Annotated in this window: 30 protein-coding genes, 1 tRNA gene and 1 pseudogene; 14 read left to right on the top strand and 18 right to left on the bottom strand. The window is 49.6% G+C overall.

Features of this window, described 5'->3' with window-relative positions; translation table 11 throughout:
- Nucleotides 1-62 precede the first annotated feature (62 nt).
- The 6 genes and pseudogenes from rpoD to E3U44_RS03905 all read left to right on the top strand — a co-directional run bounded on the left by rpoD (nt 63) and on the right by E3U44_RS03905 (nt 5,290).
- Nucleotides 63-1,871 carry an RNA polymerase sigma factor RpoD gene (gene rpoD, locus E3U44_RS03930; RefSeq protein WP_134356763.1) on the top strand — a complete coding sequence of 603 codons (1,809 nt, stop codon included), beginning with the start codon at nt 63-65 and terminating at the stop codon, nt 1,869-1,871.
- Between the two features lie 19 nt (nt 1,872-1,890).
- Nucleotides 1,891-1,966, top strand: a tRNA-Ile gene (locus E3U44_RS03925).
- Nucleotides 1,967-2,687: 721 nt separating this feature from the next.
- On the top strand, nt 2,688-3,017 hold the full coding sequence (gene cas6e, locus E3U44_RS03920) for a type I-E CRISPR-associated protein Cas6/Cse3/CasE (protein ID WP_134356762.1): 330 nt from the start codon (nt 2,688-2,690) through the stop codon (nt 3,015-3,017).
- Between the two features lie 48 nt (nt 3,018-3,065).
- On the top strand, nt 3,066-3,230 hold the full coding sequence (locus tag E3U44_RS03915) for a hypothetical protein (protein WP_206054881.1): 165 nt from the start codon (nt 3,066-3,068) through the stop codon (nt 3,228-3,230).
- A gap of 76 nt (nt 3,231-3,306) precedes the next feature.
- Nucleotides 3,307-3,516: pseudogene (locus E3U44_RS03910) on the top strand (type II toxin-antitoxin system HicA family toxin); the annotation flags it as partial.
- A 517-nt stretch (nt 3,517-4,033) separates the two neighbouring features.
- A complete protein-coding gene (locus E3U44_RS03905; RefSeq protein WP_134356761.1) occupies nt 4,034-5,290 on the top strand; it encodes a cation:proton antiporter in 1,257 nt (418 codons plus the stop codon).
- A 62-nt stretch (nt 5,291-5,352) separates the two neighbouring features.
- On the opposite strand, the gene E3U44_RS19830 is transcribed toward E3U44_RS03905, so the two are convergent.
- The 6 genes from E3U44_RS19830 to E3U44_RS03880 form a co-directional block, all read right to left on the bottom strand.
- The gene (locus tag E3U44_RS19830; protein ID WP_240761725.1) at nt 5,353-5,709 is read right to left on the bottom strand and encodes a site-specific integrase; all 357 of its coding nucleotides are present in this window, start codon (nt 5,707-5,709) and stop codon (nt 5,353-5,355) included.
- The gene (locus tag E3U44_RS19825) at nt 5,687-6,016 is read right to left on the bottom strand and encodes a tyrosine-type recombinase/integrase (RefSeq protein WP_240761724.1); all 330 of its coding nucleotides are present in this window, start codon (nt 6,014-6,016) and stop codon (nt 5,687-5,689) included. Before E3U44_RS19825 ends, E3U44_RS19830 begins: the two co-directional genes overlap by 23 nt.
- Before the next feature lie 446 nt (nt 6,017-6,462).
- The gene (locus E3U44_RS03895; protein ID WP_134356760.1) at nt 6,463-8,160 is read right to left on the bottom strand and encodes a cation:proton antiporter domain-containing protein; all 1,698 of its coding nucleotides are present in this window, start codon (nt 8,158-8,160) and stop codon (nt 6,463-6,465) included.
- Between the two features lie 434 nt (nt 8,161-8,594).
- On the bottom strand, nt 8,595-10,001 hold the full coding sequence (locus E3U44_RS03890; RefSeq protein ID WP_134356759.1) for an amino acid permease: 1,407 nt from the start codon (nt 9,999-10,001) through the stop codon (nt 8,595-8,597).
- A 69-nt stretch (nt 10,002-10,070) separates the two neighbouring features.
- Nucleotides 10,071-10,379 carry a hypothetical protein gene (locus E3U44_RS03885; protein WP_206054880.1) on the bottom strand — a complete coding sequence of 103 codons (309 nt, stop codon included), beginning with the start codon at nt 10,377-10,379 and terminating at the stop codon, nt 10,071-10,073.
- A gap of 836 nt (nt 10,380-11,215) precedes the next feature.
- Entirely contained in the window at nt 11,216-11,428 is a 213-nt protein-coding gene (locus tag E3U44_RS03880) for an acetyltransferase (RefSeq protein ID WP_134356758.1), read from the bottom strand.
- A 182-nt stretch (nt 11,429-11,610) separates the two neighbouring features.
- Between E3U44_RS03880 and E3U44_RS03875 the strand changes: the two genes are divergently transcribed.
- The gene (locus tag E3U44_RS03875) at nt 11,611-11,958 is read left to right on the top strand and encodes a pentapeptide repeat-containing protein (protein ID WP_134356757.1); all 348 of its coding nucleotides are present in this window, start codon (nt 11,611-11,613) and stop codon (nt 11,956-11,958) included.
- Here E3U44_RS03875 and tatC read toward each other — a convergent pair.
- From tatC to E3U44_RS03820, 11 genes are all read right to left on the bottom strand, one after another.
- A complete protein-coding gene (gene tatC, locus E3U44_RS03870; RefSeq protein ID WP_134356756.1) occupies nt 11,955-12,707 on the bottom strand; it encodes a twin-arginine translocase subunit TatC in 753 nt (250 codons plus the stop codon). The two genes, E3U44_RS03875 and tatC, sit on opposite strands and share 4 nt — an antisense overlap.
- A complete protein-coding gene (gene tatB, locus E3U44_RS03865; RefSeq protein ID WP_240761722.1) occupies nt 12,694-12,966 on the bottom strand; it encodes a Sec-independent protein translocase protein TatB in 273 nt (90 codons plus the stop codon). The genes tatC and tatB overlap by 14 nt, the downstream gene beginning before the upstream one ends.
- A gap of 60 nt (nt 12,967-13,026) precedes the next feature.
- On the bottom strand, nt 13,027-13,302 hold the full coding sequence (tatA, locus tag E3U44_RS03860) for a twin-arginine translocase TatA/TatE family subunit (protein ID WP_134356754.1): 276 nt from the start codon (nt 13,300-13,302) through the stop codon (nt 13,027-13,029).
- Nucleotides 13,303-13,383: 81 nt separating this feature from the next.
- Nucleotides 13,384-13,725 (bottom strand): histidine triad nucleotide-binding protein, encoded by a 342-nt coding sequence (locus E3U44_RS03855; RefSeq protein ID WP_240761721.1) that lies wholly within the window; start codon nt 13,723-13,725, stop codon nt 13,384-13,386.
- Complete coding sequence (locus E3U44_RS03850; protein WP_134356752.1) at nt 13,718-14,050, bottom strand: phosphoribosyl-ATP diphosphatase; 333 nt, start codon at nt 14,048-14,050, stop codon at nt 13,718-13,720. The genes E3U44_RS03855 and E3U44_RS03850 overlap by 8 nt, the downstream gene beginning before the upstream one ends.
- Nucleotides 14,047-14,439, bottom strand: coding sequence for a phosphoribosyl-AMP cyclohydrolase (gene hisI, locus E3U44_RS03845; RefSeq protein ID WP_134356751.1), 393 nt, complete (start codon nt 14,437-14,439; stop codon nt 14,047-14,049). The genes E3U44_RS03850 and hisI overlap by 4 nt, the downstream gene beginning before the upstream one ends.
- 2 nt (nt 14,440-14,441) lie before the next feature.
- Nucleotides 14,442-15,215 (bottom strand): imidazole glycerol phosphate synthase subunit HisF, encoded by a 774-nt coding sequence (gene hisF, locus E3U44_RS03840; RefSeq protein WP_134356750.1) that lies wholly within the window; start codon nt 15,213-15,215, stop codon nt 14,442-14,444.
- A gap of 9 nt (nt 15,216-15,224) precedes the next feature.
- On the bottom strand, nt 15,225-15,965 hold the full coding sequence (hisA, locus tag E3U44_RS03835; RefSeq protein WP_134356749.1) for a 1-(5-phosphoribosyl)-5-[(5-phosphoribosylamino)methylideneamino]imidazole-4-carboxamide isomerase: 741 nt from the start codon (nt 15,963-15,965) through the stop codon (nt 15,225-15,227).
- A 55-nt stretch (nt 15,966-16,020) separates the two neighbouring features.
- Nucleotides 16,021-16,650 (bottom strand): imidazole glycerol phosphate synthase subunit HisH, encoded by a 630-nt coding sequence (gene hisH, locus E3U44_RS03830; RefSeq protein ID WP_134356748.1) that lies wholly within the window; start codon nt 16,648-16,650, stop codon nt 16,021-16,023.
- Between the two features lie 21 nt (nt 16,651-16,671).
- Nucleotides 16,672-17,265 carry an imidazoleglycerol-phosphate dehydratase HisB gene (gene hisB / locus E3U44_RS03825; RefSeq protein ID WP_134356747.1) on the bottom strand — a complete coding sequence of 198 codons (594 nt, stop codon included), beginning with the start codon at nt 17,263-17,265 and terminating at the stop codon, nt 16,672-16,674.
- A 162-nt stretch (nt 17,266-17,427) separates the two neighbouring features.
- Nucleotides 17,428-17,640, bottom strand: coding sequence for a DUF2970 domain-containing protein (locus E3U44_RS03820; RefSeq protein WP_134356746.1), 213 nt, complete (start codon nt 17,638-17,640; stop codon nt 17,428-17,430).
- 295 nt (nt 17,641-17,935) lie between these two features.
- On the opposite strand from E3U44_RS03820, the gene E3U44_RS03815 reads away from it, so the two are divergent.
- The 7 genes from E3U44_RS03815 to E3U44_RS03785 all read left to right on the top strand — a co-directional run bounded on the left by E3U44_RS03815 (nt 17,936) and on the right by E3U44_RS03785 (nt 24,337).
- The gene (locus E3U44_RS03815; RefSeq protein WP_134356745.1) at nt 17,936-18,256 is read left to right on the top strand and encodes a c-type cytochrome; all 321 of its coding nucleotides are present in this window, start codon (nt 17,936-17,938) and stop codon (nt 18,254-18,256) included.
- Between the two features lie 56 nt (nt 18,257-18,312).
- Entirely contained in the window at nt 18,313-18,651 is a 339-nt protein-coding gene (locus E3U44_RS03810; RefSeq protein ID WP_134356744.1) for a c-type cytochrome, read from the top strand.
- Nucleotides 18,652-18,845: 194 nt separating this feature from the next.
- Nucleotides 18,846-19,322: a DUF2244 domain-containing protein gene (locus tag E3U44_RS03805; protein WP_134356743.1), complete on the top strand. Its 477-nt coding sequence runs from the start codon at nt 18,846-18,848 to the stop codon at nt 19,320-19,322.
- 752 nt (nt 19,323-20,074) lie between these two features.
- A complete protein-coding gene (gene coxB, locus E3U44_RS03800; protein WP_134356742.1) occupies nt 20,075-20,908 on the top strand; it encodes a cytochrome c oxidase subunit II in 834 nt (277 codons plus the stop codon).
- 162 nt (nt 20,909-21,070) lie between these two features.
- Complete coding sequence (gene ctaD, locus E3U44_RS03795; RefSeq protein ID WP_134356741.1) at nt 21,071-22,660, top strand: cytochrome c oxidase subunit I; 1,590 nt, start codon at nt 21,071-21,073, stop codon at nt 22,658-22,660.
- A 98-nt stretch (nt 22,661-22,758) separates the two neighbouring features.
- Nucleotides 22,759-23,388: a cytochrome c oxidase assembly protein gene (locus tag E3U44_RS03790; RefSeq protein WP_134356740.1), complete on the top strand. Its 630-nt coding sequence runs from the start codon at nt 22,759-22,761 to the stop codon at nt 23,386-23,388.
- 82 nt (nt 23,389-23,470) lie between these two features.
- Complete coding sequence (locus tag E3U44_RS03785; RefSeq protein ID WP_134356739.1) at nt 23,471-24,337, top strand: cytochrome c oxidase subunit 3; 867 nt, start codon at nt 23,471-23,473, stop codon at nt 24,335-24,337.
- 97 nt (nt 24,338-24,434) lie between these two features.
- Here the strand turns inward: E3U44_RS03785 and E3U44_RS03780 are convergent, their stop codons facing one another.
- Nucleotides 24,435-24,683, bottom strand: coding sequence for a twin transmembrane helix small protein (locus E3U44_RS03780; RefSeq protein WP_134356738.1), 249 nt, complete (start codon nt 24,681-24,683; stop codon nt 24,435-24,437).
- Nucleotides 24,684-24,826: the final 143 nt, after the last annotated feature.

Raw genomic sequence — 24,826 nt, 5'->3', positions numbered from 1 at the left:
CAGATTTGGTTTTCGGTTTAGCAGGTAGTTATTTTTGAGCCTCTTGATAGCAAGTTGAGAATATGGAGCAAGATCGCCAGTCACAATTAAAGCTCTTGATCGCTAGGGGTAAGGATCGGGGGTATCTATCCTACAGCGAAGTGAATGATCACTTGCCTGACGATGTCATCGATCCAGAACAGATCGAAGATATCATTACTATGTTCAATGACATGGGTATTTCCGTGCATGAAGATATGGCGGAAGCAGATGCCCTAGCCATTATGGATGCCGCTGTTGCCGATGAGGAGGCCGCTGAGGAAGCCGCTGCCGCCCTGGTCTCTGTGGATGGAGAGTTTGCCCGGACTTCGGATCCGGTCCGCATGTATATGCGGGAAATGGGCAGCGTCGAGCTTTTGACCCGAGAAGGGGAGATTCGCATTGCTAAGCGGATCGAAGAGGGAATGCGTCAAGTTCATACTGCCCTTTCTCTTTTCCCTGGTAGTGTCGCTGAATTATTGCGCCAATATGAAAGGGTGGAGACAGGTGAAACCCGCTTGGCTGACATGATTTCCGGATTTCATGAGTCAGAGGAAGAGGATATCAAGGAAGCTATTGCGGAAGAGGAGGCTGTTGCCGACTCGGCTGAAGATAGTGCAGAGGAAGAAAATGATGGCGGTCCTGATCCTGAGAGGGCCCGGGAACAGTTTATCCAACTGCGTGAATTGCACCAGTTGCGCCAGGAAGCCGCTTCCAAGGACGATAGTAAAGCGCTAGCTGAGCTATCGGAGGTAATGAGCGAATGTTTCCTCCAATTCAAGCTCGTACCTCGTTTGTCTCACCAGTTGATAGAAAACCTCCGTGCAGTAGTGGCAAAGATTCGTGCGCTTGAGCGGACTATCATGCAAATTGCGGTGAATCAAGCACATATGCCGCGCCAGGATTTCTTATCTTCATTCCAAGGGCAGGAAACGAACCTGACCTGGGTAGAAAAGCATATTCGGGCGAAAAAACATTATTCTTCCGTACTCAGAAAAAAAGGGGAGGCGATTCGACAAGCTCAAGAGAAGCTTGTTGCCCTAGAGCGGGAAGCGGGCATGAGTATTGCCGAGATTAAGGAGGCTAATCGCTCCTTGTCTATTGGGGAAGCACGGGCTCGACGGGCGAAAAAGGAGATGGTCGAGGCAAATTTGCGCTTGGTAATCTCCATCGCCAAAAAATATACTAACCGTGGCCTCCAGTTTTTGGATTTAATCCAGGAAGGCAACATTGGTCTCATGAAAGCGGTTGATAAATTTGAATATCGCCGTGGTTATAAGTTTTCCACTTATGCTACTTGGTGGATAAGACAGGCAATTACCCGCTCAATTGCTGATCAAGCCCGCACTATCCGGATTCCAGTACACATGATTGAGACTATCAATAAGCTCAACCGCGTCTCACGCCAAATGTTACAAGAAATGGGCCGGGAGCCAACCCCCGATGAGTTGGCTGAGCGGGTGGATATGCCGAAAGATAAAGTGCGGAAGGTTCTGAAGATTGCTAAAGAACCTATCTCAATGGAAACTCCCATTGGCGACGATGAAGATTCCCACTTGGGAGATTTTGTCGAGGATACTGAGGTTATGTCCCCGCCTGATGCAGCGATCTTCTCCGGCTTGCGGGAAACCACGCAACAAATATTGGCGGGTTTGACCCCACGCGAAGCTAAAGTGCTGCGGATGCGCTTTGGGATTGATATGAACACCGACCATACTCTGGAAGAAGTGGGCAAGCAGTTTGATGTAACCCGGGAGCGAATCCGCCAGATTGAGGCTAAGGCCCTGCGTAAATTGCGCCATCCTTCCCGTTCGGAGCAGTTGCGCAGCTTCTTGGACATGGAGAGCCAGTAACCTAACAGAAGATATTATTGGGCCTATAGCTCAGTCGGTAGAGCAGGGGACTCATAATCCCTGGGTCGTAGGTTCGAGTCCTACTGGGCCCACCAAAAAGAATCAGCGGTTTATGCAACCATGCAGGGCCGCTGTTTTTGTTTATGTAAGCAGAAAGTAAGCACCAGAAGGAAAAATAGCCACCCCAGCGGCTAACCGCTTAGCCGCCATCGCTCTGATCCGCCAGGGGGTAATCTCTCTATTGTCGGGGTGTTTTCCCATCTACTCCATTCCACCAGGGCAATAAGTACACTTACCCTATAAAAAAAGGGCACACAGCAAAGGAGCTACGTGCCCATTACTTACTTATGCCCGTATTAAGGGAAGGTGCGGTTAATGAGCCGAATTAACGCGCACCTAAAATTAAAAATAGTTTTTGCTTGGACATGTGCAAATTCACTTGCCCAAAGTGTGATATGGATCACATTTTAAGCGCATAAGGCAAAAAATAGCCCGGGGGAGAGCCAGGCTAGGGTATGGACGCTGGAATTCACCACGAAACTTCCGCCTCGTGGCCAGGCGGTGTGAGTGAAACTCTTATATATGAGTGTATCTCCTGCTTGGGTGTTGCGAGACAAACCGGTGGCTTGCGCCACGGCAAAGATCCCAGCCTAGCCCATCATGCTCGCTTCAGTCGCCACCCAGCACCTTTTGCTCCTCTCGTCCAAGAGCGGAGCGAGAGACTCGTATTTGGTACGGATTTGGAGAACAGTCTCCACTTTTGCCATAAGGGTGGTTATAAAAGTAACTTGAATTTGCTCAAGTTATTTCTTGACAATGCTTAAGGATAAGTTAAAAAAGGATGGCATCCCTAAGAAACATTGGCCGCAATTACCCGAGCTAATACAAAGTACAGGTTTTAACTGGTTGGCTACCCGTGCCAAAAAGCTTGGTTTTGTAGTTCAGGAAAGCCAGGTAAACGTCGATGGCTACCGGCAATATCGCTTGCATAAACACCGACAGAGTCGACCGATACGCTTCAGCACCCTAGAGTTTAATGGTGTCCTAACCGTAGCCGATCCAAAGCGTTTCCAACAGACCTTATATGAAGGTATAGGTCCAGCCAAAGGGTTCGGGTGTGGGCTATTAATGGTAAGACGGATTTAATCATGCTTATTAATTCCCATTCCATTGAAGTGACCGGGTGAAAAATTGATGAACGAAATTATTTTTATTGTGGAAGAAGCCCCTGAGGGTGGATACCAAGTGCGGGCGCTTGGGGAATCGATTTTACCGAAGCCGATGATTTGGAAAGCCTGCATGCTCAAGTACGGGAGGCTGTATCTTGCCATTTTGAGGAAGACGAAGCCCCAAAAATAATTCGTCTCCATTTTGTCAAAGAAGAAGTCATTGCGCTGTAAAGCTTCCTCGTGACGTTAGCGGGACTGACTTAGTAAAAGCCCTCCATCGAGTTGGTTATCGAGTGACTCGGCAGACAGATAGCCATATTCGACTGACCAGAGAAGGAGAAGGTGCTCGACAACATCATATTACTATCCCCAACCATAGCCTATTGAGGGTGGGAACGCTATCTGCCATCATTACTGATGTTGCCACGAATTTAAGAATTTCCAGGGATGAGACGATAAAGCATCTATTTGGCTAATTATTTAATTAGTTAGTGGATGGATCCAATATGCTTTCGCCTCTCAAGCCGATCGCTATGAAAGAATGTGTATATCTCTTAGTACATTCGCTTCTTATGAAAAAGGGTGTTTATTTTTCCTATACACTATGCCGCCCACTTTTCCTGGTCGTGTCTCGCGGTCTGTTTCGATAATGCGAGCTCCGAACCTGCTCGTGTCGAGGGCATCCAAACGGGGCCTTTGGGTTCGCGCCATTAGCGTAGACCCGATCTCGGCGCTGGTCGAGACTCGCGACGGGTCAGGCTTGGGCTCGATCTCGCCCAATCCGAGCCCAAGCTCCCTCAGTCTCGCAGACATACGGTGCCGATTCGCTCTCCCGGGCGTAGCGCGCGAGCACTTTTCATGCTGCGGCGCGCCTGGCTCGCCCGCGCTGGTACGCAGCTTGCTAATTCCTCGAAGCAAGAAACCCGCTATCCAGCAGGGCCGCGAGGCGTTCGCCAGGGCCCGGAGCATGGACCGTATCGGGCTGTCACTATAATGGAAGAGAAAACCCTCTTCGAGTTCTCCCCCTATCACGTGCTGATGGCCGCCGCGGGCGCGGCTATCTTTTTGGCGCACTGGCTGCCACGGCTATTATCGCTGCGTGCTGCCTCGTCGTCTGCGCTCCTCATGGTGCTCGGGCTCGCCGCCTACCTTGTGGTGCCGGGCATGCCGGCGGCCTTCGATCCAACGGCGTCGCCGCGGCTCTGGGAGGTGACGAGCGAGATCGTGCTGATCGTGGTGCTCTTCTCCACCGGGCTCCGGATCGATAACGTCCGCGACTATCGACTCTGGCGGCCGACGATCCGCCTGCTCGCCATCGCCTTGCCCGCGACCATCTTTGTGATCGCGGTGATGGGCTGGAGTCTGGCGGGCATGACGATCGCGGGCGCGGTACTCCTCGGCGCGGCGCTCGCTCCGACTGACCCGGTGCTCGCGGGCGATGTGCAGGTGGGCCCGCCGCTTGAAGGGCGCGAGCACCCGCTCCGCTTCGCACTCACATCCGAGGCGGGACTCAACGACGGGCTCGCGTTCCCCTTTGTGTATCTGGGGCTGTGGTTCGCCTCCGAAGGCACGCAGCCCAGCGACTGGCTCTCGATCTGGCTGCTTCGCGACGTGCTCTACCGCATCGCAGTAGGCGTCGTCATGGGAGCGGCCGTCGGATGGCTCCTCGGCAAGAGCCTGTTTCACGCCCCGGGAGCGACGGGCCTCGCCCAGACCGGCCCGGGTGTGGTGGCGCTGGCCGCGGTGCTGCTCTGCTACGGCGTGGTCGAGCTGGCGGAGGGGTATGGTTTTATCGGATCGTTCGTCGCCGGCGTCATCTGCCGGCGCGTCGAGGAGAAGCACGAATTCCACCGCCGCCTGCATGCGTTCAGCGAGCCGATCGAGCACGCGGTGACGGCCATCTTGCTGGTCCTCCTCGGCAGCACGCTCCCCGATCTCTGGCCCGCGCTCAACTGGCGGCACGCGTTGATCGGCCTGGGCCTGCTCCTGGTAGTCCGCCCGCTGCTGGGCTGGCTCTCGCTCGCGCGTACCGAGCTCACGTCGCGCGAGCGCTGGCTCGTGGGCCTCTTCGGTGTGCGCGGTGTCGGCTCGATCTACTACTTGGCCTACGCCTCGAGCCACATTGAGTTCATCAACGAGAAGGAGCTCTGGGCGCTCGTCGTTTTCACGATCTTCGCCTCGGCGGTGATCCACGGCGCGACGGGGTTCCTGGTGGAGCGGGCGGCCGATAGGGTGAACTGCCAAAAGTGACATAAACCCCTTTTGTCAATTTTGGCAGTGACCCGTTATAGGTATTTATAAAAAAAAACTGCCTAGCCACTAACTGCCCCCAGTTCCACCACCTTAGCTCCCTCACGCACGCCGCCAGCTTTCAGCATGAAGTCAGTGATCTTCTGCATCGGTCCCCGTAGCCGCTCCACATCCACCACGATATAACCGGCGGTCACGTCATTGCCGTTTTTGTGGTTCAGTAGGGCCTTGACGGCATAGCCCGGAATGTCCAGGGCATCGGCCACAGTAGCGAAAGTGCGCCTTAAGTCATGGATACAAAACGACACCCCCGATTTACTTTCCACTTCTGCGATAGCGTAGCGCAGGTTCGATAAACGCCCCCTGGGGGTTTCAAACACATAGGAGCCAATCGTTTCAGTCCTGCGCCTGGAGAGCATATCCGCCAGGTAATCGGAGAGGGGGGAGGGTATGGGCTTGGCGATTCTTGGTGTCGTGGACCGTGAGAGTCTGCCACTTCAAGTCCACATCCTGCCAGCGTAACTCTAGGGCCTCAGTACGTCTAAGCCCCGTCAATAGCACCAGCATCAAATAGTCACGGGCAGCGGTGTTCTCAAGCTTTTGGACTGTCTGCATCCAGGGATTAAGTTCATGGGGCTTGATGACCGTGCGCCGCCGCTCTACCCAGTACCAGGTTCTCGCCTCGGATAGACGGTTGACAGGGTTATCCGTAAGGCCGGGTCCCAATAAAAAGCTTGCTAGCCACTCTTTGGCTTGGGTAGCCGGTCAATGACCGTCTTGGTGGGTTTTATATTCAGCCCCTTTTTAACCCTGTAAGTGCTCTGTAAGCACTCTATACAAAACTAAATAAAACTCAGTAAGGCTGAATATAAACTATAAGCAGCTGATAGTGAAAGGTATTAAAAGAGGATAAAACAAGGTGAGAACAGGTGGAAAGGTTTGTTTTAGGACTCATAATACGGGGGTCGTAGGTTCGAGTCCTACTGGGCCCACCAAAAAGAATTAGCGGCTTATGCAAAAAGCCGCGGCCGGCGCGATGGCGCCTGATACCGGGTTTTTCATCGTGAACGTATCGTTAGCCCGGCCTCTTCGGCTGCCAGTACCGAATCTGTGGCCATCGTGCCTGCCTCATTTGCCCTCACCTGACTTTCCTAATGTTGCCGCCATTCCTTTTAAAGTTTGCCTTTTCCTAGTCGCTCCAGCACATGCCGGGCCATGCCCGTGGCCAGTTCATTCTCTCCAAGAAAGATTTTCCCAGCATCCTCTTGCTTTAGCAGCCTGGCTTCTTCTTCGCTATGAGTGCGGACAACTGTCTCAATACCCGGATTGAGTGTACGCGCTATCTTAATCATTTGCCGTACATTCAGAGTGTCAGGAGTGGCTACCACCAACATCCTGGCTCGTGCAATATGGGCTTGAATGAGTACGGCTGGATCCGAGGCGTCTCCCGAAACGGCGGGTAACCCCTGTTCCCGTAATGCCTCGACTAGCTCACGGTTCTGTTCTGCAACTACATAGGGGATCCCTTTTTTAGTTAGCATATCCCCAATCCGTCGACCTACTCGACCATAACCCACCAAGACCACCTGCTTGGAGAGATACTTCTGCTCGGTCGACAGGGGGAGTTCGGCTAAGGGATCATCGGGCCGCTCAAGTATCCGGGCTAGGGCCGATCGGGATCGAATCCATCTCTGCAATGGCTCAATCGCCTTGAATACCATTGGGTTGAGAGCAATTGAGATTAAGGCACCGGCCAAAATTAAGCTTTGAGCTTCAACGGAGAGCAGCCCCAAACTTACGCCAAACCCAGCTAAAATGAAAGAAAATTCACCGATTTGAGCAAGACTAGCCGAGACGGTGAGTGCGGTATTCAAAGGGTAACGGAAGGTGAGAACTAGGGCTGCCGCCGCCAGTGATTTTCCCACAATAATGATGATCACGACGGCAAGTACTTGCAGTGGTTGTTCCATAAGAACAGCCGGGTTGAAAAGCATGCCTACCGAGACAAAGAACAGCACGGCAAAGGCATCCCGCAGCGGTAGAGATTCGGCAGCAGCCCGATGGCTGAGCTCAGATTCTCTCAACACCATGCCGGCGAAAAACGCACCTAGGGCAAAGGATACCCCAAATAGGGCCGTAGCCCCGTAAGCGATACTCACGGCTGCTGCCACCACGCATAGGGTGAAGAGCTCGCGCGAGCCTGTATCTGCTATTTGCCACAAAAGCCAAGGGAAAAAGCGGCGTCCCACGATGAGCATCAGCGCAACGAATGCTGTTACCTTCCCTAGAGTGACCACCAGTGTCCACCATAGTCCCGTGTCTCCAGCATAGGGTGTATTCCCTCCAAGCCATCCTGCTAGTGGCGGAAGAAGGACTAGCACGAGCACCATGGCAATATCCTCCACCACCAGCCAGCCGACAGTGATTCGCCCATTGACGGATTCCAAAACACCATGGGTCTCAAGCGCCTTCAACAGGACCACAGTACTTGCTACCGATAATGCCAAGCCGAAAACCACAGCCCCTCCCAGCTCCCATCCCCATGCGGTCGCTACGCCCATGCCCAGCCCAGTGGCCACAGCCATCTGTAATATGGCTCCAGGCAGGGCAATCTTGCGAACTGCTAACAGTTCCTCCAAAGACAAGTGCAGTCCTACGCCGAACATCAGCAACATCACGCCAATCTCAGCCAATTGCGCCGCGATTTCCACATTAGCTACAAAACCAGGAGTAAAAGGGCCGATGAGAATGCCGGCCAATAGATATCCTACCAATGCTGGCAGTTTGATTCGTTCAGTGAGAAAACCCAGTGCGAGAGCGAGACCAAGCGCTACAGCGAGGGTCGTAATCAAGGGAACGCTATGGGGCACCGGCTTTTTTCTCCTAATTTCCAAGGGTGGGAGTACGGCGGAATTATCAGTGTTTTATTTCGTCTGAGGTGCAGGGGCTGCTGATATAAGTGTCCCTATGAATAAAATATGAGGTGTTTTAGGAGCGAGCTGGTGGTGTTCCGCAAACCCGTTTTTCTTCCTTGAAAAAAGGTTTGATGCGCGCCCTGAGGGGCCTCCTGCGGATGTCCCGATTCGCTCCCGGCGAAGCGGTGTGGGGACTTCCCTGTCCCCTGGCTCCACGCCACCGGCTCGCTCCAGAAATACTTCAAAACTTTCACTGAGCCACTTAGCCATTCCCGTTTAAATTCAACCCAAGACGCTTAGGTCATGCCTCCCCAATCCCATCGGGTTGCAAACAGTGTTTAAGAGACTAAAAAGGTCAAATTCTGGTATGGGTAATGAAGACAAAATTCTTATTCAAGTGGGGCATGGGCGGGCTCGCTTTTCTCCGGGGCAGCGAGTTTGCTATGGCGGTAGGAATAAGTGAAATAAATGATTAGCCCTGCGGTTAGCCAGAGCGAGAATCGGGTCCAGGTCTCCGCGCCCAAGTTGGTCATCAAGTATACGCAGAAGGCAATGCCCAGCACCGGGACGAAGGGGCTAAAAGGGGTTCGGAATGGTCGATGTAAATCGGGTTTAGTATAGCGCAACACGGTGACGCCAGCGCAAACCACGACAAAGGCACCCAGTGTGCCGATATTGGTAAGCTCAACAATATCATTGAGGGGCGCTAAGCCTGCAATGGTTGCCATTGCCACTCCAGCCAATAGGATCACTCGCACTGGGCTACCGGTCTTCTCGTTGATATAGGAGAAAAAGGGAGGTAGCAGGCCGTCCCTCGAGATAGCAAAGAGAATCCGGGTCAGACCGAAATAGAGCACCAACATGACGGTGGTGAGGCCGGCAATGGCACCAATGGCGATCATGCCAGAGGCCCATTTTTCGCCTACCTGGAGCAGAGCATCGGAGACGGGTGAAGGGACGTCCAGGGAGGGATAGGGGACAATACCTGTCAGCAGTGCGGCAACCAGCATATAAAGCAGGGTGCAGATGGCAAGGGAGCCGAGAATGCCGATAGGGAGGTCTTTTTGCGGATTTCGGGTTTCTTCGGCTGCTGTGGACACCGCATCAAAACCGATATAGGCAAAAAAAATGCTGGCTGCGCCTGTCATGACCCCTTCCCAGCCAAAGGGCATGAACGGAGTCCAGTGGTTGATATCCACATGGAAGAAGGCAACCCCGATAAATAACAATATGGTGGCCACCTTCACGAAGACCATAATAGCGTTGAATTGGGCACTGACCTTGGCGCCGGTTGCTAGGAGGGTACCTAGAGCAAGGATAATGAGCATTGCCGGCAGGTTGACCCAGCCACCCTGGGAAGGTGTTTTGGTGAGTATCTCGGGAAGGTGGATCTCCATCGCCGCTAGCACGTTGTCCACATAACCTGCCCAGCCGGCCGATACGGCCGAAATGGCAACAGAATATTCCAGGATTAGCATCCAGCCAATGACCCAGGCAATGAATTCCCCCAGGCCTGCGTAGCCATATCCGTAGGCACTGCCAGCACCGCCGATGGAAGCGGCAAGCTCTGCATAAGATAAGGCGGCGAAAGTTACTGCCATTCCGGCTACCACGAAGGACAGCACGACTGCGGGCCCTGCGTGATTGGCTGCAGCGATACCTGTCAGTACGAAAATACCCGCGCCGATAATCGCACCCATGCCAAGCAAGACCAAATCAAATGCACTCAGTACTTTTTTGAGGCCGGTATCTTTGGCAAGGTCCGTTTCGATAGGTTTGGTTCGAAACAGTTTCATAACTTTTTACTAATTTAATTTTCTAAAAACTTAAGGTTGACTTTAGATGGAGCCAACATCCCCTTTCTCCTAGGAGGGAGGCCTAATGGGAGTTTTTCCCACAGGGTTCAAGATGGGCGACTTCAGGGTAATAGATCCCGTCTCCGCCAAGGCCCGTTCAGCCAGGCGTTCGCCGGCTTCATTGAAAGGGTGGAAGATCAAATTAACCCCATTTTCGTAAATTTTGGCGTCTTCTTCCGGATAAAAATTCATCGCTGCCAGCATGCCTTGAAAACCATTTTGGCGCAAGTCCTTGGAAAGGCGTAGCTTGGCTTCGAGATCGGGTATTCCTAAGATAGGCCCTACCAGTTGTTTGTGGTTGAGGCCTTGGGAGCGCAAACAGGTTGAAAAAGAGTTAATTCAGTTTGCTTCCCTTAAGAATTGCAATACCTAAATAACTTTGGGTCGATCTTGCCCAAATCCTTAGAAAAAAACTATTTAATAACCTAGATCAAAAATAATTTTTATATGAATGGGTTGACAGAAGCGGCAAACGAATGCTTACTAGTAGGCTCAGGCGCTCATAACATTCTATATTAGAAAGCCGCATTCATAGCTTTGGAGCTTTCTAGGCCTGCATCGTCGCATATCAAGGGGTATGATGACAGGCACCAGTGGCAATCAACAATAATTAAAAATATATAAATATAAGAAAAAACTAAAAAGAAAAAAGAGAACTAAAGGAATACCACTGGTTTTTTTACCGTTATGAGCGCCTGATTATTGAAAGTTTTATACCTGAAGTTAGACCTTCGGTTGGCATATTTAGTTTCTTTAATATCTAAATAAAGTTACGCAAAATACACCTTTTTGACCCTAATATGCGGTCAGCTTTACCCGTGAGGGCGAGGAAGGGCAGCGGTGCTTCTGCTGCTAGTTGGATAATCTCGATAGGTGTACCGCCACAGCTATCGGCGAGGTAAGAAGACAACCACAGCGTTTTACCCCATAGCCCTTGGCGGATTATGGGGTTAGAGTTAGAGATGCCCGCTTAGTCTGGGAAGCCGTAGTAGTGAGGTCATGTGTTGCTAGCAGCAGGAACTCACCGAAGCAGCTTAGGGGAAGCTAAATGCCACCCCTAAGTGTCTTGGGAATCCCCCAATTTTAGGTAGGGGGAGATGTTAATTTTGCTATGGATAGAAAATTCCGTCCAATTTGTTAAGTTGGCTACAGCATTACACTTTTTGTTTATAGTCTGGGTCAATCCAGCATTGGGGAAGTGCTTCTCCCGAGGGAAAGATAAGATTTGCCTTCTGGAAAGAGGCGGGCTCTTGCATTTCTTCCCCCACATGAAAACGGCCGGTAATGTTTTCCCTACACGGATCCACTAATTCCTTGATATCAAGAATTTCTACTAAGTCAGAAGAAGGCTTATGTTTTAGATACATTTTTGGGCTCCTAAGTTAAGACTTGCCTCTTTTCATTAGCGAGGCAAGCTATTGAATGTTTTATGTTATCTTTTAAGCATAACCTGGCTTAGGCATTCGGTAAACGTCAGCCGCGATTAGGTAGATGAATTTCTGCTTGAAGTCGATGACCTTGCTCACTAATAAATGCTGGAGATTAAACAATGACTGAGCCCCAAATTAAGTCTGATCCCTTATATTTATTACTTAGAAATGGTGAGATTGAGGAGTTCAACCGCCGGGTGGCAAGTGGGGAAACTTGTGATCTTACCTATTGCGATTTCCGCAGAGTAGATCTGCGCGGATTGGTGGCGGATGGCCTAGATTTCAGTGGTGGTTATTTCCGCCAAGCGGACCTAAGAGGTATTGATTTTTCTAGGAGTCGGCTTGAAGGAGTGAGTATACATGGTGCTCATATTGCAGGGGTTTATTTTCCTTCGGAGTTGAAACCTGAAGAGATAAGTTTATCCTTGCTGTATGGAACTCGGATGCGTTATTTAAAGACGGATTAGCTTTCCTCTACAGAATTTTTTGGCAGGAACAGCCGAGAGAACCACAATCCTGCTTCGAATAAAAGCCACATGGGGAGGGCTAGCAAGGTTTGTGAGATGATATCGGGGGGCGTCAGTAGCATACCTAAAACGAAGGCCGCAACAATGATATAAGGGCGCTTTTCCCGGAGGCGTTCCACATCGGTAACCCCGGTCCATACCAGTAATACAGTGGCTACAGGCACTTCAAAGGCAATCCCAAAAGCAAAAAACATTGTTAGCACAAAATCTAAATATTTGCTGATGTCAGTCATGACAGCAATATCTTCAGGTGCTGCCTGAGTGAAAAAGCCAAACATTAAAGGGAAAGCCACAAAGTAAGCAAAAGCGACTCCTAGGAAAAACAGGACAGTACTAGAGGCTAATAGGGGTAAAATAATCCGGCGCTCATTTTTGTAGAGGCCGGGGGCAACAAAAGCCCAGATTTGGTATAAAAGCATAGGGACAGAGAGCATAATCGCTGTCACTAAGGTCAGTTTAAAAGGGGTGAGGAAAGGCGCTGCTACCTCAGTAGCAATCATTGAATTGGTCTCGGGTAAATGAGCCATGAGAGGGCGCGCCAGTAAACGGTAGAGGTCATTGGCAAAGGGCATGAGCACGACAGCAAGGACCAATACGGCGGCAATACCGCGAAGTAAACGATTCCGCAGCTCGAGCAAGTGCGAGACTAGGGGTTGTTCTTCGTTGCCGGAAGATTCAGGCGTCGTCATTGGACGCCTTGGGGGAGGAGTGTTTGTCCTGGTCCACGGGCGGACTCGGTTTTCGAGGAGGGGCTTCGCCCATAGTTTTTTTCAGATCGAGAAAATCGCTCTTTTCTTTAAGCGATTGGCGAAATTCTTCGGCCCTTAACTCTTCTTCCACTTCTTGCTTGATTTGGGAGACGAAGCGGCGTCCTTTCCGTATCCATAGTGCCGTAGTACGAGCAACAGTGGGCAACCGCTCTGGACCCACTACGACCAGTAGTATCACCAGAATTACTAGGATTTCCCAGAAGCCAATGTCAAACACGGGGTTTAGGAGTATAAAAAATTACTTGAGGTCGTTATCGGGCTTTGCTTTGAAGTCAGCATCACGCTGAATTTTCTGAGAAAAATCTTCCGTTTTCTTGGCTTGTCCTTGTTTATCCTCTATAGTTTGAACCTCTTCGGTGTCAGGAGATTCTTCATCGCGCAAAGAATTACGAAAACCCTTTACCGCGCTGCCCAGATCAGTGCCGATGGAGCGTAACTTTTTGGTACCAAATAGCAGCAATATAATCGCTAATATAATAAGAAGCTGCCAAATACTAATTCCACTTGCTCCCATAATTTTATTCCGCGTCCTTAAATATTAGGGGTTATCTATTCGATATAGCTTGGCGAGAGTTGATTAACCTCTAGGCGCTAACTAGAAACCTGGCAGTCGGTTACCACCTAATAGATGGATATGAAGATGATCCACTTCCTGGCCACCTCCCGGCCCCGTATTAATTATAGTCCGAAAACCTGTCGGGAGGCCCTGGCGATGGGCTAGGTGGGGCAGTAGCAGTAGCATATGACTAATCAGCCCTTCATGTTTGACTTCTAGTTCATTTAAGCTGGGGATATGAGTACGAGGTACCAGGAGCAGATGCACCTCCGCTTTGGGGCGAATATCTTTAAAAGCAATCACTTGGTCGTCTTCATAAACTCGCGTAGCTGGAATTTTACCGTCCACAATTTTACAAAAGATGCAATCTGTATTATCCATCGTCATTGTCCTTACTCCGATTAGCTTTCTCTTCTAACCCGGATAAACCAAAACGCCGGTCTAGTTCCTTAAGTACCTGTTCGGGTCGAAGCCCACAGTCGGCTAGCATCACTAAGCTATGGAACCATAAATCAGCAGTTTCATGGATAATCGCATCCTGTTGCTTGCTTTTAGCAGCGAGGATTGTTTCTATCGCCTCTTCCCCTAGCTTCTTTAGGATTTTGTCTTGTCCTGCTTGATAAAGATTAGCCACGTAAGAGTGTTCCGGGTCTGCATTTTTGCGCTCCTCGAATACTGTAGCGAGGCGTTCAAAGATATCATTCATCCGGATTTCCCGTAGATGCTGTTAGGATGTTTCAATACGGGTTCAACGCTGGTCCAGTTGCCCTTCTCCAGACGCTTGAAAAAGCAACGGTGACGGCCGGTATGGCAAGCAATATCGCCCTTTTGTTCAACTAATAAAAGCACTGCGTCGTGGTCACAGTCAAGGTGAATGGCTTTCACAACTTGTTCATGGCCCGATTGCTCGCCCTTATGCCACAAACGCTGCCTGGATCGAGACCAATAAACTGCATGGCCAGATTGTAGAGTCGTTTCCAGGGCTTCTCGATTCATCCAAGCAAGCATAAGCACTTGGCCCGTATGAACTTCCTGGGCTATTGCGGGAACTAATCCTTCTTCGTTCCAAGCAACTTCTTCTAACCAGGCGGACATTGTTACAGCCTCACCTCAATGCCGTGGGCCAATAAATGCCGTTTGGCTTCCTCTATGGTATGCTCACCGAAGTGGAAGATGCTAGCAGCCAGTACTGCGTCCGCTTTTCCTTCCAATATCCCTGCAGCTAGATGATCGAGGGTCCCTACCCCACCAGAGGCAATCACGGGTACTGGAACGGCCTCGCTAATGGTGCGAGTAAGCAAGAGGTCAAAGCCTTCTCGAGTTCCGTCCCGGTCCATGCTGGTCAGCAAGATTTCTCCGGCGCCAAGTTCCACCATCCGACGAGCCCAGGCTACGGCGTCGAGCCCGGTTTCGTTGCGGCCACCATGGGTAAAGACTTCCCACCGTGGCGGCTCATCAGTGCGGGAAACCTGCTTAGCATCCATGGCAACCACAATACACTGAGAGCCAAAGCGTTCAGCCGCTTCGCGAACAAACTCAGGGCGTTGTACCGCAGCAGTATTAATGCCCACTTTATCGGCACCGGCGATTAACATGCGCCGGATATCTTCAAGGTTCCGGATGCCCCCCCCCACGGTCAGGGGAATGAATACCTGAGCGGCAATTGCCTCAACGACGTGCACCATCGTGTTCCGATTATCGCTGCTGGCGGTAATATCCAGAAAGGTAATTTCATCCGCGCCCTGCTCCTCATAGCGGTGGGCAATTTCTACCGGGTCACCCGCATCGCGAATATCGACAAAGCGGACCCCTTTCACCACCCGGCCATTATCCACGTCAAGACAAGGAATGATGCGTTTGGCTAAGCCCATTCGCTCTGCTCATTCTGAGAATAAACGCTTTACCAAAGCTAAGGCTTCAGTAAATTTGATTTGGCCCTCGTAGAGGGCCCGGCCGATGATAGCGCCCGCAATGCCCTCTTGCTCATGCCGGCATAAAGCCTCTATATCTGCCAATGAAGAGACCCCACCTGAGGCAATGACAGGAATATTAACCGCTTCGGCCAGTTCGCTAGTCGCCTCGATATTGACTCCCTTCATCATGCCGTCACGCTGAATATCAGTATAAATGATGGCTTCAACCCCGTCCTTTTCAAAATGCTGAGCAATATCGACCACATTATGACGGGAAAGTTTAGACCAGCCGTTAATTGCAATTTTACCTTCTCGCGCATCAAGGCCCAGGATGACGTGGCCAGGAAATTCTAAGCAGGCATCGGCGACAAAATGGGGAGTGTTGATGGCCTTAGTGCCAATGATGACATAACGAACTCCCGCATCTAAATAGGTCTGGATGGTATCCCCGTCACGAATTCCCCCCCCTACCTGAATATCCATATCAGGTAGGGCTTGGGCAATGTTATAAATAATATCGGCATTGACGGGCTGCCCTGCAAATGCCCCGTCTAGGTCAACTAAGTGAAGTCGCTCTGCACCAGCTTCGGCCCAATGTAGGGCCATAGCTACTGGATCATCAGAGAATACCGTATCGTCTTCCATGCGCCCCTGACGCAGGCGAACACATTTCCCCCCCTTGAGATCAATGGCAGGTATTAATAACATGGTAGTTTCCTTCCGGTTTGCAAGCAATTTGGCTCGAATTGCAGTGGATAATGTTTTAACTTACCCCATTCCATGTCAGAAAGTTGGCAAGTAATTGCAGTCCATATTTTTGGCTCTTTTCTGGGTGAAATTGGACTGCGAAAATATTGTCTTGGGCTAGCGCCGAGGCAAAGGAAGTGGAATAGTCTGTGCAACCAGCGATCAAGGATGGTTCACCCGGTACCGTATAGTAGCTGTGGACAAAATAGAAACGGCAGTCCTGGGGAATATCGCGCCACAGGGGGTGGGTATGAGTCTGATGAACTTGATTCCATCCCATGTGGGGAACTTTTAAATGTTTCTCGGCCACATCAAAATGTCTTACTTGACCAGGCAATACGCCAAGGCAGGAAGTTCCCTGGTTTTCCTCACTAAGATCGAGTAAGGCCTGCATGCCAAGACAGATACCTAGAAATGGCCGATCAGCAGCACATTGCGTGACGATGGTATCCAAATTTAGGTGCCGTAGTTCATTCATACAGTCCCGGATAGCGCCTACACCGGGAAAAACTACCCGGTCAGCTGCGCGGATCCGCTGGGGAGCACTGGTGACTTCTACGCGAACCTTGTCGGCAACCTGTTCTAATGCTTTAGAGACTGAGCGCAAGTTGCCCATCCCATAATCAATCACCGCTATGCTGGACATGAGTTTAAGCCTAAATTATAACTATAATGCCCCTTTGGTGGAGGCGAGTTGTCCTTTCCGGCGTGAGTCTTGTTCTACGGCAACCCGCAGGGCGCGACCAAAAGCTTTGAATATGGTTTCAGCAATATGATGGGCATTTCGCCCTTGCAGGTTATCAATATGCAAGGTCATCGCAGCGTGATTGACGAGTCCTTGAAAAAACTCCTGGAAAAGATCCACATCGAAATTACCAATACGGGCCCGCGGGTAATTCACTCGGTAGTGTAAACTCGGCCTCCCGGAAAGATCTAGCACCACCCTAGAAAGAGCCTCATCCAAGGGCACATAGGCATGACCATAGCGCTGAATTCCTGTTTTATCGCCAAGCGCTTGTTTCAAAGCCTGTCCCAGGGTAATGCCAATATCTTCCACGGTGTGGTGAGCATCGATGTGCAAATCGCCAGAGGCTTTTACCGTAAGATCGAATAATCCATGTCGAGCCACTTGGTCCATCATGTGCTCAAGAAAAGGCACTCCTGTTTCGGCGGTAAAATGTCCTTCTCCGGCCAAGTTGAGGGCAACTTCGACGCGGGTTTCTAACGTCTCACGGTAGACGGTCGCTGTATGGCTCGACATGGTTTTCTCCGATACAAGGCTTGCAAGAGCGTTGTGCTTTCTCGAGAAAGGCGAATATTACCTGAATTCGCTCGTCACTGCCTGATCTACAAGCACTTGATCGTAGCTATCTCTGCTGTCAATTAGGTTAGTTTGCTGTAATTTTTGTCTTAACTAGGTGTATTAATTGCCGGTTAAATGCAGAATTAATTGCACTACCCCCACTAAAGTTAAGACAAAGAGAGTAACCGCGATAATACCAGCAAAAATAAAGGGTGTTGGCCGACCATGATTGAAATCGCGCTCATGATTACGGCGGCTCTGTACTCCTATCATTGCGGAAAAAACGCTTTTAAATACTTGCACTAAGCTTGGGTGAGTATCTTTGCCTTGCATTATAAATCGTTGCCTGTTAATCGGGTTACGTGTATGGTTGCACCCCAATAATATACCGTGCTATCCAGCCCGGCACCAAGAAGAAAAACCCATCGAGGTCAAGCGGCCTATTGCGCTGCGACTGTTAAGAGATATATAAAATATAGGTTACTGAAGAAATTTGTGGTTGTTAATATCCATCCATGCTTAAGCGCCCCTCTGCAAAGAGATCTGCTGAGTACGGAGATAAAGGCACTGACATTAATTTTAAAATCAAAGGCTTAGATGAATTATCCACTAAAGGGGAGTAATTAATATGGGTAAGAAAAACCTTTTTATTCTCTTGAGCGCCGGTGTAGCGTTACTGGGCAGTTTAACTGTTCAGGCTGCGGGTGATCCTGAGGCAGGTCGCCAAAAATCAGAACTTTGCGCAGGCTGCCACGGTATTCCTAACTACCGCAATGCTTATCCCTCCTACCGAGTGCCAAAATTGGGGGGACAGCATGCAGAGTATCTCGTTGCTGCGCTTAAAGCCTATAAATCTGGCGATCGGAACCATCCGCCAATGCAGGGTTCGGCCGCTAGTTTGACTGAGCAGGATATGCTTGACATCGCCGCTTTCCTTTCCGGTCAATAAGAAAATAGCAAATCTAACAGTTAAAGCAAGAATAGTATGATTAAGGAGAATTTTCGATGCTGAGACGGTGGTTACTCTTATTTGTTTCGGTGCTTGCGGTGCTAATGTCTGGTTCTCTTTTAGCGGCCGGCGATCCAGAGGCAGGAAAACAAAAATCTCAGGCTTGCGCGGCTTGTCATGGGCCGGATGGAAATAGCCCCGCGCCACAATTTCCTAAACTAGCTGGGCAGTATCCTGATTATCTGGTGCATGCCTTGACTGCCTATCAGAATGGAGAGCGGAAGAATCCGATGATGCAGCAAATGGCAGCTCCGCTATCCGAGCAGGATAAAGAAGATTTGGCTGCCTATTATTCGAGCCAGAAGGGTCTTAGTCTGCGCTGGAATCTGAAATAAGGGATACCCATAGGTCTGAGGGGGTAGGGTTAGCCTCCTTCCAAGACAGCTGCCCTGCCCACAGTCCTTCTTTCTTTGAGGTACAATTTGGTTAAGGAAGGATATTCTTGCCTGTAGTCCTTAGCTCAAAATTTTGATCTGAATCGTCTTAACACGTACAATTCCGCAGGGCTTACGCGGGCCCAGGGTGTAATGTGATTTCCAAGCGGATCGAGCCCCATAAAAATACGCTTCAATTTATCCTTCAGCCTAACAGTTCCCTGAGTTGGCAAAAAATGAAGCTGGTTTTTTATGCTGTGGCAGGAGTTCTGGGGATCATTTCAGGAGCATTTAGCCTTTTGGGATTATGGCTAATTTTCCCTTTTGCGGGATTGGAGTTAGTCGTTCTGGGATCTGCGTTTTATATTTGTGCTCGCCGTGCTCAGCGCTGCGAAGTGATCACCATCGACCAGAACGGAGTTGAGGTATTCCGCGGTCGTAAAGCTAATGGTAAAACATGGAGATTTCACCGCCACTGGGTGCGTGTCCGGATTGAGGCCGCGCCCCATGCCTGGTACATGAGTCATCTCATGATAGGTTCACATGGGCATGAGGTGGAGATCGGGATTTTCCTCACTGAGGAAGAACGACTCTACTTGGCGAAGGAGTTACGGAAGATTTGTAACTCATAGTGGTTTCATTTTCATTATGAGTATATAAATATTGGCATCTATAAAACATGTATGGTATATATAGGTTTGGTACCACCGTTTGGATCGCCCATAGGATCTATGAGCTTCGCAAGACCCAACCTTAAAATGGAACCAGAACTGGCAGCGGGAAGTCGGAGCCAAAATCGTAAGGCGCTGTGGTACCAATCCCTCCAGCAGCTTAGCGGTTTAGACTTGAGCAATGGATGGAAGCCTAGGATACCGCCGATTAGCTCCTGCTCATTGAGCACACCCCATGGGCTTCGTGGTGTCTGTCGTTACCGGCAAACTCGAGGTTATTGGTGAATGCTTATACTACTACACCAGTCCTCCGAATTATCTTGGACTGGGTCAGTAAAAGTGACATTGCGCGAAGAGGATGCATGGTGCCAAAGGTGTTAGCAAATTTTTCGGTGGCTCCACACTACACTACCCGGACGTCCTTAATTTTGGTCAAAGACAGAGACTGCATTTCATTTGGACCTAAATCATTGTGAAGGGCAATGAGTATTCAGTTTCAAAGGTGCAGACGCTTGCGGGCGAGTTAGCTACTAACCAAATAATGGTTTACCAATTACATTGTTTGTTTTTTGTACCTTGTTTAAACCAGCGATTGGCTAGGTGCAGACCTTGCGCACAAAGCAAAAGGCTGGTCATGTATTCAAGGATGCAATCAAAATTGTTTGAAACACTACGAGAACCATCACATTAATTGACAGTTGAAGGGGAGATGAATGGGCGTGTCTGATAAAAGAAGCTTGTTCACGGTTATTGCGGGAGCCATAGGCCTGTTCCTGATAGGTGGAAATGCTAATGCCGAATTGGCCGTGAATTTGACTGAAGGAATTACTCCTTCCTCAAAAGAGATATACGGCCTCCATATGCTGATTTTTTGGGTTTGCGTCGGTATCGGTCTTTTAGTTTACGGTGTCATGGCGTGGAGTATTTACCATCACCGTAAGTCCAAGGGCGTGGTAGCGAGTCAGTTCCATGAAAATACTACCCTTGAAATCGTATGGACGGTTATTCCGTTTGTAATCTTACTATCCATTGCGGTGCCGGCAACCTCTGCCATGATCCGCTTGTATGATGCTTCTGACTCGGAACTCACCATTAAAGTTACGGGTTACCAGTGGCGCTGGCGTTATGACTATGTGGACCATGGATTTGGCTTTATGAGCAATTTGTCCACACCTTTTGATCAGATAGCAAACAAATCACCTAAGGGTGAAAATTATCTGCTTGAGGTGGACAATCCACTGGTGCTTCCAATCAATAAAAAGGTCCGTTTTGTCATTACCGCCGATGATGTTATCCATGCCTGGTGGGTGCCGGCGCTTGGTTTCAAGCAAGATGCGGTACCAGGTTTTATTAATGAGGCCTGGGCAGTCATTGAAGAGCCAGGGACTTATCGGGGCCAATGTACGGAACTTTGTGGCCGCGGGCATGGGTATATGCCTATTGTCGTAGAAGCGAAAACTCAGGAAGAGTTTGATAAATGGGTATCTTCGCAAAAAGCTGCCCAGCCTAATGACACCAATGGTGATTCAACTGAGAGTTCAAGTTAAAGAAGCGCTCTAATTCTAGCCGAAGGATATCGTACTTAGGTTCCTGGACTTTTCTCGGCTGTCATGGGTTCAAGCAGGCGAGAAAAACAGGAAGGCAAGCATAGGGAATAACCTTGGTAAGGTATTTTTCATGATGAGGATTAATTTTGTAGGAGAAATGGCATGAGCACAGCAGTAGCACATGATGACCACGCGCATCATCCAACAGGGATTGCGCGCTGGCTATTCACCACTAATCATAAGGACATTGGAACGCTGTATCTATGGTTCAGCCTTATCATGTTCTTCGTTGGTGGCGCAATGGCGCTGATATTCCGGGCTGAACTCTTCTCCCCGGGAATGCAAATTGTAGATCCCCAAAAATTTAATGAATTAGTTACATTACACGGGCTGGTGATGATCTTTGGTGCCCTTATGCCAGCTTTAGCGGGTTTGGCTAACTGGCAAATACCGCTCATGATCGGCGCACCCGATATGGCCCTGCCGCGGATGAACAATTGGAGTTTCTGGCTTCTGCCTTTTGCCGGGGCCTTACTCCTGGGTAGCATGTTGATGCCAGGTGGTGGCCCTGCAGGAGGATGGACTATGTACCCGCCCTTGTTCGCTCAGGGGGGTGCGGGCATTGATATGACCATCTTTTCTGTCCACTTGCTGGGTATTTCCTCCATATTAGCTTCAATCAATATTATTGCCACTATCCTGAATATGCGGGCACCGGGCATGACGCTGATGAGAATGCCGATGTTTGTCTGGGGATGGTTAATCACTTCCTTCTTGCTGATTGCCGTAGTTCCCGTACTTGCGGGTGCTGTAACCATGGTTCTAACCGATCGCCATTTTGGCACCAGCTTCTTTAATGCGGCAGGTGGTGGTGATCCGGTGATGTTCCAGCATATTTTCTGGTTCTTTGGTCATCCCGAGGTTTATGTTCTCGTGTTGCCCATTTTTGGGGTAATTTCGGAGATTATTCCAACCTTTTCTCGTAAGCCCCTATTTGGCTATAGCTCCATGGTTTATGCCATGGCGTCGATTGCCTTTCTTTCTTTCATCGTGTGGGCACATCACATGTTTACCGTGGGAATGCCGGTTTCGGGAGAGCTGTATTTCATGTACGCTACCATCCTGATTTCTGTTCCCACTGGCGTTAAAATCTTTAACTGGCTTACCACCATGTGGCGTGGCTCCATGACCTTTGAGGTACCCATGTTGTGGGCCCAAGCTTTCATCGCATTATTCACCATTGGTGGTTTGACTGGTTTGATGATGGGCGTGGCCCCAGTGGATTTCCAGTATCATGATACTTATTTCATCGTTTCTCACTTCCACTATGTGGTGTTGCCAGTGACAGTGTTTGGTACCTTTGGCGCTGTTTTTTATTGGATACCCAAGTGGACGGGTAATATGTATGATGAGGTCTTGGCAAAATGGCATTTCTGGCTGTCCGTGATTTCCATGAACATCATTTTCCTTCCTCAAGCATTCCTTGGCCTGGCGGGGATGCCTCGACGGATCCCGGATTATGCCTTGCAATTTATTGAGTTTAATACCGTTTCCACTGTGGGTGCTTTTATCTTTGGTATCTCCCAGCTGCTCTTCGTGTATGTGATTGTGAAGACTATTCGCGGAGGGGTCGGGGTAAAAGTGAGCGATCAAGTCTGGGAAGGAGCAAAGGGCCTTGAGTGGACCCTCAGTTCGCCACCGCCCTATCATAGTTTTACAACTCCGCCCCAGGTGAGTTCAAGGCCCTATTGATTAGTGGGCGGGTTATTTTAGGATTTGATGTAAATTATGACTGACAGACTTGGGTCTAAGTCTCCGAGTCGGCGCCGGGCGAAAGCCCGGCGTACGGCATGGATCCTTTTTGGGATTGTATTGGCCATTTATTTCTTATTTATCTACCTAACTGCGACAAGGTAAGCACGGTTATGAGAGAAGCCAATAAGCGCAGGTTAGTGCTGAAACTAACCCTCGTGGTGGTGGCCATGTTCGGCTTCGGTTATGCCATGATACCGCTCTACAATGTGTTCTGTGATATTACTGGTCTAAACGGTAAGCCAGAGAACGTGGCGGTGTCAGCAGCTAAAGCTGATACGGTAGATACTAGCCGGACGATCACCGTTGAATTGCTAGCGAATGTAAACAGCCAGCTTTCCTGGGAGATTAAACCGGAAGTGAGCAAGATTCGCATTCATCCTGGTGAAGTCACAAAGGTGAACTACTATGCTAGTAATTTGGCTGATCGCTCTGTAACAGGTCAAGCAATCCCTAGTGTAAGCCCAGGGCTGGCAGCCAAGCATTTACATAAGACCGAGTGCTTCTGCTTTAACGAGCAAGTTCTTCAAGCAGGTGAGAAAAAGGAGATGCCGGTGGTCTTTTTTATCGATCCTAAGATACCCGACGATTACTCCGTAGTGACTTTGTCATATACATTTTTTGATGTGGGTGCTAGCGCTCAAGCGCAACCAACACCGGCTGGGTAGCGGGGTTGGTTGGTGCCCATTTTGAGTAAGCAAAGATAACGGTCATTATTACGATTAAAATAACGCGGGAGGATATCTTACTATGGCCCATGCGCATGGGGAATATTACCAGCCCCAACCTAGTTATTGGCCAATTATTGGCTCTATTGGGCTCTTTACTGGAGTCGCTGGTTTGGCCGCTTTTCTCAATGGAGTGGAAATAGGCAAATATATCATGTTTACCGGCATAGGGATTGTGCTGTTCATGATGTTTGGTTGGTTTGGAACCGTTATCCGCGAAAGCGAAGCGGGTCTTTATAACGATCAAGTTGATCGCTCCTTTCGTTGGGGCATGATCTGGTTTATCGTCTCAGAAGTCTTCTTTTTTGCAGCGTTCTTTGGGGCGCTTTGGTACGCACGTGATTATTCATTGCCGTGGCTTTTGGGGGAGGGGGCGAAAGGAGCTGCCCATACTTGGCTATGGCCGGATTTCACCGAGGCATGGCCCAGCAATGGACCACAAAGTATCGGCGGAGAATTCCAGTCCATGGGGGCCTGGGGAGTGCCAGCCCTTAACACGCTGATTCTTCTAACTAGTGGTGTTACCGTGACCTGGGCTCATTGGGGTCTGAAGCAGGATAATCGGCAGAAGCTAATTATTGGATTATTTCTTACGGTTGCTCTGGGTTGGACTTTTATTGGATTACAGGCCTGGGAATATAGCCATGCCATGAGCGAACTGAATCTGACTTTAGGGTCTGGAATTTATGGTTCGTTATTTTATATGTTGACTGGCTTTCATGGATTCCATGTCACTGTGGGTTCCATTATGCTGCTTGTGGTTTTAATTCGCAGCATGGCTGGTCATTTTACCCCCAAGCGGCATTTTGCCTTTGAGGCGGTTGCTTGGTATTGGCACTTTGTTGACGTGGTGTGGCTAGGCCTATTTGTGTTTGTTTATTGGCTGTAGCGGTTGCTGCTTGTCAGCGGTGCAATGAGTTCCTGTTTTGTCCTTATTACCTAGCTAGGAAACCTAGCTAGGTAATAAGCGGCAGCAATGCCTGCATTCATTGTTGGCTAGATTGAATTTCTTCCATTTTCTCGGCAGGAACTATGGTATTGGGGGTGATAAGCCCGGTAGCATAGCCAAGCATAAGCAGGATAAATAATCCTAAAGAGAGGGCAATACGAAAAGTCAAGGCTTTGACCATTCGGTCATCCGAGCTACCGCCACTTCGTATGAGGGCAAAGAGTGCGCTCCCTAGGGCGTAAAGAATTGAAATTAAAAGAGCGATAACGAGTAATTTAAAAATCATGAAGTGCTCCGTTTAGCTTAAGGTCAGAAACTGTGGAGTTGGGTTATTACAGCGTAAAAGTTGCGACTCTGCCCTCAGGGCGAAGGTGTAACCCTTGTTCGAGAAATAAATATCGGTTCGCCAATTACCCCTCTCTCAGAAAA

This window comes from Nitrosococcus wardiae (assembly GCF_004421105.1).
GTDB classification, from domain to species: Bacteria; Pseudomonadota; Gammaproteobacteria; order Nitrosococcales; family Nitrosococcaceae; genus Nitrosococcus; species Nitrosococcus wardiae.
The sequence above is the reverse complement of the archived record's forward strand: the minus strand, read 5'-3'. Positions and strand labels throughout refer to the sequence as shown.

Excerpts from the sequence above, each read along its gene's own strand:
- rpoD (WP_134356763.1), top strand. The coding sequence starts at position 63 with ATGGAGCAAGATCGCCAGTCACAATTAAAGCTCTTGATCGCTAGGGGT.
- E3U44_RS03850 (WP_134356752.1), bottom strand. The coding sequence starts at position 14,050 with ATGAATGATATCTTTGAACGCCTCGCTACAGTATTCGAGGAGCGCAAA.
- E3U44_RS03810 (WP_134356744.1), top strand. The coding sequence starts at position 18,313 with ATGCTGAGACGGTGGTTACTCTTATTTGTTTCGGTGCTTGCGGTGCTA.
- E3U44_RS03785 (WP_134356739.1), top strand. The coding sequence starts at position 23,471 with ATGGCCCATGCGCATGGGGAATATTACCAGCCCCAACCTAGTTATTGG.
- E3U44_RS03905 (WP_134356761.1), top strand. The coding sequence starts at position 4,034 with ATGGAAGAGAAAACCCTCTTCGAGTTCTCCCCCTATCACGTGCTGATG.
- E3U44_RS03890 (WP_134356759.1), bottom strand. The coding sequence starts at position 10,001 with ATGAAACTGTTTCGAACCAAACCTATCGAAACGGACCTTGCCAAAGAT.
- hisA (WP_134356749.1), bottom strand. The coding sequence starts at position 15,965 with ATGTTATTAATACCTGCCATTGATCTCAAGGGGGGGAAATGTGTTCGC.
- tatA (WP_134356754.1), bottom strand. The coding sequence starts at position 13,302 with ATGGGAGCAAGTGGAATTAGTATTTGGCAGCTTCTTATTATATTAGCG.
- E3U44_RS03780 (WP_134356738.1), bottom strand. The coding sequence starts at position 24,683 with ATGATTTTTAAATTACTCGTTATCGCTCTTTTAATTTCAATTCTTTAC.
- tatC (WP_134356756.1), bottom strand. The coding sequence starts at position 12,707 with ATGACGACGCCTGAATCTTCCGGCAACGAAGAACAACCCCTAGTCTCG.
- hisF (WP_134356750.1), bottom strand. The coding sequence starts at position 15,215 with ATGGGCTTAGCCAAACGCATCATTCCTTGTCTTGACGTGGATAATGGC.
- E3U44_RS03790 (WP_134356740.1), top strand. The coding sequence starts at position 22,759 with ATGGATCCTTTTTGGGATTGTATTGGCCATTTATTTCTTATTTATCTA.
- cas6e (WP_134356762.1), top strand. The coding sequence starts at position 2,688 with ATGCTTAAGGATAAGTTAAAAAAGGATGGCATCCCTAAGAAACATTGG.
- hisI (WP_134356751.1), bottom strand. The coding sequence starts at position 14,439 with ATGTCCGCCTGGTTAGAAGAAGTTGCTTGGAACGAAGAAGGATTAGTT.
- E3U44_RS03815 (WP_134356745.1), top strand. The coding sequence starts at position 17,936 with ATGGGTAAGAAAAACCTTTTTATTCTCTTGAGCGCCGGTGTAGCGTTA.
- E3U44_RS03855 (WP_240761721.1), bottom strand. The coding sequence starts at position 13,725 with ATGGATAATACAGATTGCATCTTTTGTAAAATTGTGGACGGTAAAATT.
- E3U44_RS03820 (WP_134356746.1), bottom strand. The coding sequence starts at position 17,640 with ATGCAAGGCAAAGATACTCACCCAAGCTTAGTGCAAGTATTTAAAAGC.
- E3U44_RS19830 (WP_240761725.1), bottom strand. The coding sequence starts at position 5,709 with ATGCTCTCCAGGCGCAGGACTGAAACGATTGGCTCCTATGTGTTTGAA.
- hisH (WP_134356748.1), bottom strand. The coding sequence starts at position 16,650 with ATGTCCAGCATAGCGGTGATTGATTATGGGATGGGCAACTTGCGCTCA.
- hisB (WP_134356747.1), bottom strand. The coding sequence starts at position 17,265 with ATGTCGAGCCATACAGCGACCGTCTACCGTGAGACGTTAGAAACCCGC.
- ctaD (WP_134356741.1), top strand. The coding sequence starts at position 21,071 with ATGAGCACAGCAGTAGCACATGATGACCACGCGCATCATCCAACAGGG.
- coxB (WP_134356742.1), top strand. The coding sequence starts at position 20,075 with ATGGGCGTGTCTGATAAAAGAAGCTTGTTCACGGTTATTGCGGGAGCC.
- E3U44_RS03880 (WP_134356758.1), bottom strand. The coding sequence starts at position 11,428 with ATGTATCTAAAACATAAGCCTTCTTCTGACTTAGTAGAAATTCTTGAT.
- E3U44_RS03875 (WP_134356757.1), top strand. The coding sequence starts at position 11,611 with ATGACTGAGCCCCAAATTAAGTCTGATCCCTTATATTTATTACTTAGA.
- E3U44_RS03915 (WP_206054881.1), top strand. The coding sequence starts at position 3,066 with ATGAACGAAATTATTTTTATTGTGGAAGAAGCCCCTGAGGGTGGATAC.